Source organism: Actinacidiphila polyblastidii (genome assembly GCF_036353415.1).
GTDB classification, from domain to species: Bacteria; Actinomycetota; Actinomycetes; order Streptomycetales; family Streptomycetaceae; genus Actinacidiphila; species Actinacidiphila polyblastidii.
Genome location: NZ_JAZEWV010000002.1, coordinates 273,727 through 283,689 on the forward strand (window position 1 = coordinate 273,727; position 9,963 = coordinate 283,689).

General features: G+C 75.2%; 12 protein-coding genes. 6 read left to right on the forward strand and 6 right to left on the reverse strand.

The window, feature by feature from the left end; genetic code table 11:
- Positions 1-131 precede the first annotated feature (131 nt).
- Positions 132-560: a DnaJ family domain-containing protein gene (locus V2S66_RS04530; RefSeq protein ID WP_330793107.1), complete on the forward strand. Its 429-nt coding sequence runs from the start codon at positions 132-134 to the stop codon at positions 558-560.
- A complete protein-coding gene (locus V2S66_RS04535) occupies positions 550-1,167 on the forward strand; it encodes a hypothetical protein (RefSeq protein ID WP_330793108.1) in 618 nt (205 codons plus the stop codon). The genes V2S66_RS04530 and V2S66_RS04535 overlap by 11 nt, the downstream gene beginning before the upstream one ends.
- Here the strand turns inward: V2S66_RS04535 and V2S66_RS04540 are convergent.
- Positions 1,152-2,276, reverse strand: coding sequence for a TolB-like translocation protein (locus tag V2S66_RS04540; RefSeq protein ID WP_330793109.1), 1,125 nt, complete (start codon positions 2,274-2,276; stop codon positions 1,152-1,154). The genes V2S66_RS04535 and V2S66_RS04540 overlap by 16 nt on opposite strands.
- 214 nt (positions 2,277-2,490) lie before the next feature.
- Here V2S66_RS04540 and V2S66_RS04545 point away from each other — a divergent pair, with 214 nt between their 5' ends.
- Positions 2,491-2,757 carry a hypothetical protein gene (locus V2S66_RS04545; RefSeq protein ID WP_330793110.1) on the forward strand — a complete coding sequence of 89 codons (267 nt, stop codon included), beginning with the start codon at positions 2,491-2,493 and terminating at the stop codon, positions 2,755-2,757.
- A 127-nt stretch (positions 2,758-2,884) separates the two neighbouring features.
- Here the strand turns inward: V2S66_RS04545 and V2S66_RS04550 are convergent, their stop codons facing one another.
- The gene (locus V2S66_RS04550; RefSeq protein WP_330793111.1) at positions 2,885-3,394 is read right to left on the reverse strand and encodes a DUF5949 family protein; all 510 of its coding nucleotides are present in this window, start codon (positions 3,392-3,394) and stop codon (positions 2,885-2,887) included.
- 294 nt (positions 3,395-3,688) lie between these two features.
- On the opposite strand from V2S66_RS04550, the gene V2S66_RS04555 reads away from it, so the two are divergent.
- Both V2S66_RS04555 and V2S66_RS04560 read left to right on the forward strand, forming a co-directional pair.
- Positions 3,689-4,276 carry a hypothetical protein gene (locus tag V2S66_RS04555; RefSeq protein WP_330793112.1) on the forward strand — a complete coding sequence of 196 codons (588 nt, stop codon included), beginning with the start codon at positions 3,689-3,691 and terminating at the stop codon, positions 4,274-4,276.
- Positions 4,277-4,484: 208 nt separating this feature from the next.
- Positions 4,485-4,751 carry a chaplin gene (locus V2S66_RS04560; protein ID WP_330793113.1) on the forward strand — a complete coding sequence of 89 codons (267 nt, stop codon included), beginning with the start codon at positions 4,485-4,487 and terminating at the stop codon, positions 4,749-4,751.
- Positions 4,752-4,850: 99 nt separating this feature from the next.
- Here the strand turns inward: V2S66_RS04560 and V2S66_RS04565 are convergent, their stop codons facing one another.
- Both V2S66_RS04565 and V2S66_RS04570 read right to left on the reverse strand, forming a co-directional pair.
- Positions 4,851-5,720 carry a tyrosinase family protein gene (locus V2S66_RS04565; RefSeq protein WP_330793114.1) on the reverse strand — a complete coding sequence of 290 codons (870 nt, stop codon included), beginning with the start codon at positions 5,718-5,720 and terminating at the stop codon, positions 4,851-4,853.
- Between the two features lie 21 nt (positions 5,721-5,741).
- Positions 5,742-6,158, reverse strand: a complete 417-nt coding sequence (locus V2S66_RS04570) for a tyrosinase family oxidase copper chaperone (protein WP_330793115.1) — start codon at positions 6,156-6,158, stop codon at positions 5,742-5,744.
- 338 nt (positions 6,159-6,496) lie between these two features.
- Here V2S66_RS04570 and V2S66_RS04575 point away from each other — a divergent pair, with 338 nt between their 5' ends.
- A complete protein-coding gene (locus V2S66_RS04575; RefSeq protein ID WP_413966283.1) occupies positions 6,497-7,972 on the forward strand; it encodes a glycosyl hydrolase in 1,476 nt (491 codons plus the stop codon).
- Positions 7,973-8,012: 40 nt separating this feature from the next.
- Here V2S66_RS04575 and V2S66_RS04580 read toward each other — a convergent pair whose 3' ends face one another.
- Together V2S66_RS04580 and V2S66_RS04585 are read right to left on the reverse strand one after the other, a co-directional pair.
- Complete coding sequence (locus V2S66_RS04580) at positions 8,013-9,278, reverse strand: GNAT family N-acetyltransferase (protein WP_330793116.1); 1,266 nt, start codon at positions 9,276-9,278, stop codon at positions 8,013-8,015.
- Positions 9,275-9,961: a YveK family protein gene (locus V2S66_RS04585; protein ID WP_330793117.1), complete on the reverse strand. Its 687-nt coding sequence runs from the start codon at positions 9,959-9,961 to the stop codon at positions 9,275-9,277. Before V2S66_RS04585 ends, V2S66_RS04580 begins: the two co-directional genes overlap by 4 nt.
- Positions 9,962-9,963: the final 2 nt, after the last annotated feature.

Genomic DNA, 9,963 nt, shown 5'->3' on the forward strand with positions numbered 1-9,963 from the left:
CGACGTGGCGCGCCCCGCTCGGGGTCCGTGCGCCACCGGTCGGCCCGTACCGGCTCCGACCGGCCCGTACGGGTCCGGCGCCGCGCCGCCCAGTACCCTCGGAGGTGCCGCTCGAAGCCGAGGAGTGAGACATGACCGAACGCAAGCCACCGGGGGTCTCCTTCGAGACCTGGGCAGACAAGCAGATCCGGGAGGCCGAGGAGCGCGGCGCGTTCGAGGGGCTGACCGGCAAGGGCAAGCCGCTGCCGTCGCTGAGCGCTCCCTACGACGAACTGTGGTGGATCAAGGGCAAGATGCAGCGCGAGGGCCTGTCCTTCCTGCCGCCGTCCCTGGTGCTGCGCAAGGAGGCCGAGGACGCGATGGCCGAGGCGGCGCGGGCGCGCACGGAGCGGCAGGTGCGGCAGATCGTCGCGGACCTCAACGAGAAGATCGAGGCGGCGCTGCGCCGCCCGCTGGACGGGCCGCCGCTGAACCTCGCGCCCTTCGACGTCGAGCAGGCCGTCGCCGAGTGGCGGGAGCGGCAGGGCCCGGCGCACGAGGACGGCGGCCGTGCGGTTTGAGGCCGTGCCGGTGCCGCCCGCGGTCGGGGCGCGGCCGCGTGACGCGCGCGGCTACCCGGTGCCGGCGATCACCCCGTGGGACGGGGAGCTGCCGCAGTTCGCGCTGACCGACCGCCGGCGCAGCGCCGACTGCGCCCAGGGGCGGCGGTGTTCGGTGTGCGGCGAGCTGATGCCGCGCGGTCCGGTCTGGCGCGTGGTGGGCGCCACCGAGAGCGGTGCGATCGGCGAGGCGCTCGCGGCGGGCCGTCCGTACCGCAACCTCGCGCCCACCCTGGAAGGCCCGGGCCACCGGGCGTGCATGCTCTACGCGTCGATGGTCTGCCCCTACCTGGCCCGTCCCAACGCCCGCCGCGGGCTGGACGCGCAGCACCCCGACCCGATGACCGAGCACGTCGTACGGGGCGCGGTGCGCGGCGCGACGGGCGCGGTGGTGGGCTTCGCGGACTACGAGTTCGCGGTCACCGCCGACCAGGTGCTGTTCCGCTTCCTGGACGTCGTCGAGTTCCTGCCGCACGACACGTCCGACGCGCACCTCGGCGAGCTGCGCGCCGAACTGGCCGCTCGCGGGCAGGACCAGGACGTGGCGGGCGGTCAGGAGGCCCGGTAGGCGGGCAGGCCGTGGTAGCCGGAGGTCACCACGGGTGCGTGCGAGCCGTCGGCCGGCAGCGTCACGACGCCCTGCGTGGTGCGGGCCGCGATGGTGCGGCCGTCGGCGGACCAGGCGGGCTCGGTGTAGTCGGTGGTGGCGTGCGGCGTGAGGTCCCGGTAGGTCGGGCCGCTGTCGGTGGAGTGCTCGACGAAGAGGTGGTCGTGGCCGCCGACCGAGCGGACGAAGACGATGTCCTGGTCGGGCCCCGAGGACAGCGCGGGCTCCGAGCCCTCGGTCAGCGCCGACCCCTGCTGGCGCAGGTAGTCGTCGCGGATGAAGACGTCCCCGGTGGCCGCGTTGGCGTAGACGGACATGCCGTGGACGCCGGCCGCGCTGGGCCACAGGTTCCCGGTCTGCGGCAGCGGCGCGACGTCCTCGCCCGACTCGTGGTTCAGCTGCAGCGGCTTCGGGGTGGCGTCGTGGGCGGTGGTCGGGACGTGGACCAGCCGTGAGGTGCTGCCGGTGCGGGCCGAGAAGATCAGCTCGCTGGCGGCCGGGTAGCCGGTGCTGTGGTCGGCGGGGCGGACCAGCCAGGTCGGGTGCGACCAGTTCTGGCCGCCCGGGTTGCGGGCGGCGGTGATCCGGCCGCTGCCGTCCGGGTTGCTGACCGCGAGGTCGCCGTCGCCGTCGATGAAGGCCGCCCTGCGGCCGTCGGGCGACCAGGACAGGTCGCGGACCTGGGTGCCGAAGTCCACCCGGGTGCCGTTCATGACGACGTAGCGGCTGCCGTCGCTGATCGTCAGCCCGTTGTGGGCGGTGCCGTTGCGGGGGGCGGTGCCGGCCGCCGGGGGGACGCTCGCGGCCGGCTTCGCGCCGCTGCCGGACGCCTTGCCCGATGGCTTGCCGGAGCCGGAGCCGCCGTTGCCGGCGGTCAGGTTGGCGCTGTGGCTCGTGCCGCTGCTCGTCCCGGTCCCGGTCGCGCTGTGCGAGGCCGACGGCGAGGCGCCGGCGCCCGCGGTGTCCTCGGGGCCGCAGGCGGACAGCAGCAGGGTCGCGCCCGCGGTGATGCCCGCGGTCAGGACGATGGCGGCGGTGGTGTTGTGCGGCCGGCGGGTCGGAGCGGACATGGCGGTTCCCCCAAGGAACGTGCGGCGGATGCGGTGGCGCGAGCAGCGCTGTCCATGAGCGTGCCCGGCGTTGGTCGCCGCCGCGTGCGCCCGCTGTCACGGCACGGCAACAGGCCGCCGCCCGGGTCCCGCGCGCGGGTGAATCCGCTGGACGGCGGCTGACGGATGGCGTGCGGAGCGTGCCCTGCCGGGGGGCCCGGACGTTGTATCGATCATGAATGTATGCCGAATCCTCACCACCGCGGCCGCCGGCTCCTTCCTGCTGGCCGCCACCGCGACGACCGCCGCACAGGCCGCCGATCTGGGCAGCACGCTGACCAGCACCGCCGTGACCGCCTCCGCGGTGGGCTCGCAGGCGGCGCCGGTCGCCAGCGGCGTCGCCCAGGAGACCGGCGTCGGCCAGAAGGTCGCCGCCGTCAAGGACGCCGTGAAGGCAGGTTCCGACGCGGTCAGCGCCGGCAACCAGATCGTCAACGGCTGATCGGAGCCGTACTCCTGCCGTCGGCCGCCCGCCGACCACCGCCTGCCGACCACCGCCTGCTGTCCGCAGTACGGCACGAAGGGCGCCCCCACCGCGGGGGCGCCCCTGCGCATGTGCGGTCACGCCGCTAGCGGACCGTGCTGACCGGCACCAGGCAGTGCGCGGCGGTGCCGAGCACCTCCTCGTCCGCGGCGAACGCGCGCAGCTGCTCCTCGGTGAGCGCGGCGCCGGGGGCCGCCTGCGGCCAGGGGCGGCTGGCGAGGATGACGTAGACCGCGCCGCGGGTCCGTGCGGCGGTCGTCCACTGCGCCGGCACCGGGCAGTTGACGTGCAGGTACGGCATGGTGAGCACCGCCTGGCCGCCCTCGACGAGCACCTTGACCGGCGGCTTCTGCGCCATGGCCACGTCGAGGATCATGCCGCCGACCGGCAGCCCGATCTCCGCGGCGGCCTCCAGCACGGCCTCCCGCGTGTCCTCCGGCCCCGCCACGCCGTCGCCGAGCGAGTACGCCATCAGGAAGGGCATGTCGGCCCCGTCCTCGTGGTGTTCGCCGGCCCACGGGATCACCACGAGGGTGCCGAGCCTGCTGCGGAGCGACGGCGTGGACGTGCTACTGCTCTGGCTGGTCTGGGTCATGCGCGGGACCCTAACCGCCTGGGGGGCCCGAATCGTGCGGATATCACCTCAGCGGGCGACCAGCGGCCGCGGGATTCCTCCGTTCGGGGAATATCCCGGTCAGTGCCGCACTCCAACGGCCCAGTTGCTGATAAAGAGCCGCCGGCGGCTAACCCCGCACGCTCGCAGCCGAATTGCGCGAAGGAGGCGGCCGGGAGCTACTCCGACAGGTGGACACCGCGGGTTGCGGTGCGACTTTCGGTTTTTCACCGTGGGGCCACATAGCTGTTTTCGCCTCCCGAAGGGAACCGTCCCATGCGTACCCACCGGATCACCGGCGTGGTCGTCTCTCTCGCGCTCGTCGGCGGCGTCACCGGCGGAGTGCTGGCCGCCTCCTCCGCGTCCGCCGAAGCGCCCCACCACGCGATCCGCACGTCCCGTCCGGTCGCCGCGGCGGCGGACCGGGCCACCATCATCGCGCAGGCCAGGACCCTCGGCGGGGTCGGCCACGTGGCCACCCCTGTGGCGAAGTTCGTCGAGGACGCGGTCGCCGGGGACGCGCAGGCCGCGACCCTCGCCAAGGAGGCGGACGCCGCGAAGGCGTCCATCGCCGCCACCCGCGAGGCGAACACGGAGCGCACGGCGAACCGGGCCGCCCGTGACGCCGCCTCCGACGCGCTGACCCAGCTGCAGACCGCGCTGGACGGACTGGTCAAGTCGCTCACCGACTCCCTGACCGGCCTGCTCAGCGCGGCGACCGGCGTGGTCAGCGGCCTGGTGGACACCCTCAGCGCGCTGCTGGGCGGCCTGCTGGGCGCGGCCTCCGACACGGCGAGCGCGGCGCCGAGCGTCGCGCCGTCCGCGTCCGCTGTCCCGGCGGTTCCGGTGGTCCCGGCGGCCTGACAGGCCCCGACGCGGACCCGACGCGGACCCTGCGCCTACCCTGCGCCGACCCCGGGAGCGTCCCGAGGGCGTCGTGACGGCGGTCCGATGGAGGCCGCCGTCACTGGATCGGCTCAACCGGCGTGACCAACCGTGATCTCCCGCCGTTGCGCAGAGCGTCAAAAGCCGCAGGTGCTGCGGCTGGTTCTCGTTCTCAGGGAGATCTCAGATGTCGCGTATCGCAAAGGCCGCGGCTGTCACCGCCGCCGCGGGTGCCGTTCTGGCCGGCGGCGCTGGTATGGCCATGGCCGACGCCGGCGCCCAGGGTGCTGCGGTCGGTTCGCCGGGCGTGCTGTCCGGCAACCTCATCCAGGTGCCCGTGCACGTTCCGGTGAACGTGTGCGGCAACACCGTGGACGTGATCGGCCTGCTCAACCCGGCCTTCGGCAACCAGTGCACCAACGCCTCGGTGCACGGCGTCGACACCGCCTGGTAGGCCGGCGCGGTCGTCCGCGCTCGTCACACGGCCTCCCGGCGCACGCATCCCACGCGCGTGCCGGGAGGCCTTCGCGCGCGCCCGCGGCGGCGCCCGCGCTCAGCTCTCCTCGTAGGTGTAGAACCTCCGGTGGTCCAGCAGCGCCGACGGCTTCACGCCGAACGGCGGCATCGCCTCCGTCAGGCTCATCACCCGCCCGTGCTGCGGGTCCTTCGCGCCGAGCGGCTTGGCCGGCAGGTACCCGGCGTGCGGGTGCCTGCGCTGCCAGCGCACCCAGATCAGGTCGACGAAGGCGTGGTGCAGCCAGAACACCGGGTCGTTCGGCGAGGTGCCGCCGGTCATGTGGCCGCCGATCCACTGGTGCACCCGGTTGTGCAGGTAGCCGCCCTTCTCCGGGCTGACCGTCCAGCCCTCGAACTTGTTGCGGAACCCCTTGGTGGCCGGCGCGGAGTTCCACGGCGCGGTGTCGTAGGTGCCCATCGCCAGCGCGCTGCCCAGCTCGGCCGCGGTGGGCAGCGCGATCGGCCGGTCGGGCCGGCCGAGGCTGCGGGTCAGGTACTTCTCGTCGGTGACGCCGTAGGTGATCGGCCAGTTGCCGCCCTGGTAGGCGAAGGGCCCGGTCATCACCTGGCCGTCGCTGTCGCGGCCGTTGCCGCCCATGAAGTCGGCGTCCCACAGCGGGGAGTCCGCGGTGCGGTCGGCGGTCCAGTCCCAGTACGGGATGGTGACGCCCGGATCGACGGTCTGCAGCTCGCGTTCGAAGGTGAGCAGGAACTGGCGGTGCCAGGGGAAGAACGTCGGCGCCATGTGCGCCATCCGCAGCCCGCTCTCGCCGTCCGCGGCGAAGTACCGGGCGTGCAGCGTGACGTACTTGTCGTAGGCGCCCATCCGCTTGAGCTGCACGACCGCCTCGACGAACCGGGAGCGCTGGGCGCTCGTCAGATGGCGCTGGTTCACACGGGTGTACACGAGAACGCACCCCTCGGCAGGTCAGTGGTCGTCATGGGCGACGCGCTCGGTTCCGTCGGTCAGCGGGGCGTGCCCGATGACGTCGACCGCGCCGCGGGCGGTGGCCAGCGGCGTCAGGAACGGCTGGAAGTGGTTGGCCATGCTGATCCAGCTGCCGTCCACCCGCCGCATCACATGCAGCGGCCGGCCGTCCACGAAGAGCGCGACGCCGCTCTCCGAGGCCGTGCGGAAGCCCTGGATGCGGCGGCCGCGGTAGATCTCGTCGAAGAGCGGCGCGTCGTGGTCGCCGGGCACGCCGTCCTTCCCCGCCGCCCTCCCCGCCGCCTTGCCGTCCGCCGGGCTCCCGGCCGTGAGCATGGGGCGCAGCGCCACCGCGGTGCCGGAGACGGCCGCCGCCGTGCTGAGACCGGTGGTCAGCATCCTTCTGCGCGTCACCATGCCGGGCTCCTCCCGCTCGCCGCCGCGCCGGCCCGCCGCCTGACGCCCGCTCATCCTGCCTCCGGGGCAGGCGAACATACGGATCATCGGTGCGGGCGAGGAGAAAATTCATCCGCCCGAGTGATGTACCGCGCGGCCGCTGAACGGTATTGACGGAGTGACGGAATTCCCTCACCGCTGCCTTTCCGGCTCACGCAGCATGTGCCCTTCCGCGAGGCTTTCCGCGAGGATGGCCCGGACGGCCCCCTATAAAGCGCGGTTGAATTCGTCGTACGTTATGACTGATCGTCAGAAGGCGTCGAAGTCCCCGGCGCCGGCACGGCGACGAAGGAGTGTCCATGGCCCGTCGACGTCACTGGATGGCGAGGGCGGCGGCCGGAGCGGCCACGGCCGCGGTGCTGCTGTCCGGGCTGAGAGTGGTCGCGCTCGGTGACGACAAGCCCGCGCGGCCCGCCGCCGCGCCCGCCGCCACCGGGTCCGCCACCGCGTCCGGCGGGTCACCCGCCGCCGCGCCCTACGGTGTGCTGCCCGGCACGCGGCTGCCGCCGATGGGCGCCTTCACCGACTCGGGAGAGCAGGGGGTGCGGAGCCTGGCCGCGTTGCAGACGTGGCTCGGCGGCACCGACATCCGGGTCGGCCACACGTATCTGCCGGGCGACACCTGGGACGCGATCGAGGGCGACACCGGGCTGCTCCAGCCGTGGGCGGACTGGCAGCGCGCCGAGCCCGGCCGGATGCTGGTGCTCAACGTGCCGATGCAGCAGCACAACGAGGACCACCTGTCGGACTACCAGGTCCGCGGCCTGATCCAGCGGGGCGCGAGCGGCGCGTACGACGCGCACTTCACCCGCCTCGCCCAGCACCTGGTGTCGCTGGGCGTGCCGGACACCGTCATCGTGCTCGGCTGGGAGATGAACGGCGCCACGTACTCGCACCGCTGCGGGCCCGACCCGGCGGGCTGGAAGGCGTACTGGAACCGCGTCGTCGCCGCCATGCGCGCGGTCCCCGGCCAGCACTTCCGCTTCGACTTCGCGCCCAACCGCGGCCGCGACGCGATCGCCTGGACCGAGTGCTACCCGGGCGACGCGAGCGTCGACGTCGTCGGCATGGACTCCTACGACCAGCCGCCGGGCGAGTCCTTCTTCGACCAGGTCACCGAGCCGTACGGGCTGCAGGCGCAGGTGGCGTTCGCGGCGCGGCACCACAAGGCGATCTCGTACCCGGAGTGGGGGCTGTTCAGGAACGGCGACAACCCGGACTACATGAGCCTGATGCTCACCTGGATCGCCCAGCACCGGCCGCTCTACCAGACCATCACCGACTACTGCCCGCACGGCGTGTGGCAGTGCACGGACAACCCGAAGGCGACGGCGGTCTACCGGGCGCTGCTCTACGGCCGCAAGGTCGCGCCCGTCGTCCCGGCGCCCACCCCCACGGCGACGCCCACGGTCACCGCGAAGCCGACCCCGACGGCTCCGCCCACCCCGACGCTCCCCGCGACGCCGGGCGCCACGCCCACGCCGGCGCTCCCGCCGGCACCGGCCGTGACGCCGCCCCAGACCGCCGCGCCCACCGCCAAGCCCACCCCGGCGCCGACGGCCAAGCCCACCGCCCCGCCCACGGCCGTGCCGCTGCCGGGCACCCTGCCCGCGCCGGCAGGGGCCGGCGCCGCCCGTCCCGTTCCCGCGCCGGCCGGCGCCCTGGTCGAGTCCTGCGCGCCGATGCCGCTCAGCGAGGAGCTCAAGAAGTCCTACGACGACGCCGAGGTGTGCGTGAAGCTGCGGCCGAAGGCGCGGGCGAGCGGCAAGGCGTGAGGCTCCCGGCAGCGCACCCGGCGCCCGTGCCCCGCCGGGGTCAGCGCCGGGTGCGCAGCCGGGACCGCACCCGGTCGCGCAGGGCGCGCAGCCGGGCGGACCGGGTGGCGGCCGCCCGGCCGCGGGCGAGCGCGTACCGCAGCAGCATCGCCGGGGCGGCCGCGCGGCCGGACAGCAGCAGCCGCCGGTTGGGCCGGGGCTCGGGCTGCCAGTGGTACTTGTACGGCTCCGCGCCGCGCAGCAGGCTCAGCGTCTCGCGCCCGCCGGCCGCCGCGAGCCCGGCGGTGTGCCGGGTGAGCAGCGTCATCACGTCCAGCTTGGCCTCGCGCAGCGCGGGGCTCGCGCCGTAGAGGTAGCCGCCCGCCAGGCGCGGCGAGAGCACGGTCAGTCCGGCCGCGACCACCTCGCCGTCGCGGTCCCTGCGGTACTCGGTGACCGCCGCGCCGCCCGAGGCGGCGAGCCCGGCCGCCGCGCGGGCCAGGTGCGCGGCGAACCGCTCGCGGGTGTGCTCGGGCGTCACCCCGCGGCCCTCCCACTGCCGAAGGTGCAGCCGCAGCAGCCCCGCGACCGCGGCCGGCACCCGCTCCGGCGGCACGTCGTGCGCCGTGATGCCGGCCCGGTCGAGGTCGCGCAGCGACTTGCGGATGCGCTGGCCGCGCCCGCTGCCGACGCGTGCGATCAGCCCGTCCATCGGCAGCCCCGGCAGTTCCAGGCAGACCGAGTCGGGGAGTTGCCGCCGGGGGGCGTTCCAGCGCGCGTACACGCGCTCGGCCGCGCCGCCGGGACGCACCTCGCGCAGGTCGAGCACGCCGCCGCGGGCCGCCCGCCGCATCCCGGTGACGAGCGCGTCGAGCACGGCGGAGCCGGCCTCGGTGGCGGCGGCCTCGGTGGCGTCGCCGTCCGCGATCAGCACGTCCATGTGGTCGGTGAGCACGCCGCCGGCGAACGCCAGCGTCCGCGGCAGCCCGCCGCCGCGGACCAGCGGAGCCACCGCCGCCAACTCCCCGCCGCGCCGCACCAGGACCAGCCGCAGCCGGCCGGGCCTGCCGTACGACAGCCACCAGGAGTGCAGCCAGGCGTGGCTCTGGAACGGCGTCGCGGTGGGGCACCGCCGGTACAGCGCGTCCCACTCCGGGCCCAGTGCGGCGAACGCCTCCGGGTCCCGGCACACCTCGACGACCAGTGCGCCGCGGTCGCCGTGCCCGGCGCGGTGCGCCGGCTGCCGCGCGCCGGGCACGGCGGCGTTCGCGACGGCCTCCGTGTCCGTGCCCCCACCCGTGCCCGCGCCGGCCTCCCGCGGCGTCACACCGACGCCCTGACGGGCTCCTGGGCGGGCCCCGGCACGGTGGCGGCCGCGGGCGCCACCGTGGTCGGCTCGGCGGAGTCGGCCGGGTCGGTCGGGCGGCGTACCAGCAGCGCGAGCGCGGCAAGCAGCCCGCCCGCGCTCGCGCCGACCGCGCCGGACAGCGGCGCCGACGGGGAGGACGGCGCGGTGGGCGCGGTGGCGCGCGAGAACAGCAGCAGGCGCACCCCGGTGTCGGCGGCCGTGCGGTTGCCGGTCGCGGCCAGCGACCGGGCGACGGCGTCCGCGATGCCCGCGGCGGCCCGCCCGCGCGCCGCCGTGCCGGTGACCGAGATCATCGGCGCGTCCGGCGAGGTCGCCGCCTGCACGTGCGTGCGCAGGTCCGCGGCCGGGGTGCCGGTCGCGCTCTCGGCTCCGGCGAGCACCGAGGACCCGGTGACGATGCGTCCGTACGCCTGCGCGAAGCCCGCGGTGGCCGCCGGGTCGCCGCCGCGGGCCGGCACCACCATCACGTACGCGGTCGCGCTGTACTGCGGCGTCGCGGCCAGTCCGTAGCCGAGGCCGCAGGCGAGGCCGAGGCCGACGCCGAGCGGCAGCGGGGCCCAGCGCGGCAGCGCGCGCAGGGCGGGGCGCCGGCGGCGGTGGTGCGGGTCGCGGAGGCCGGGCGTGCCGGCGGGGTCCTTCATGG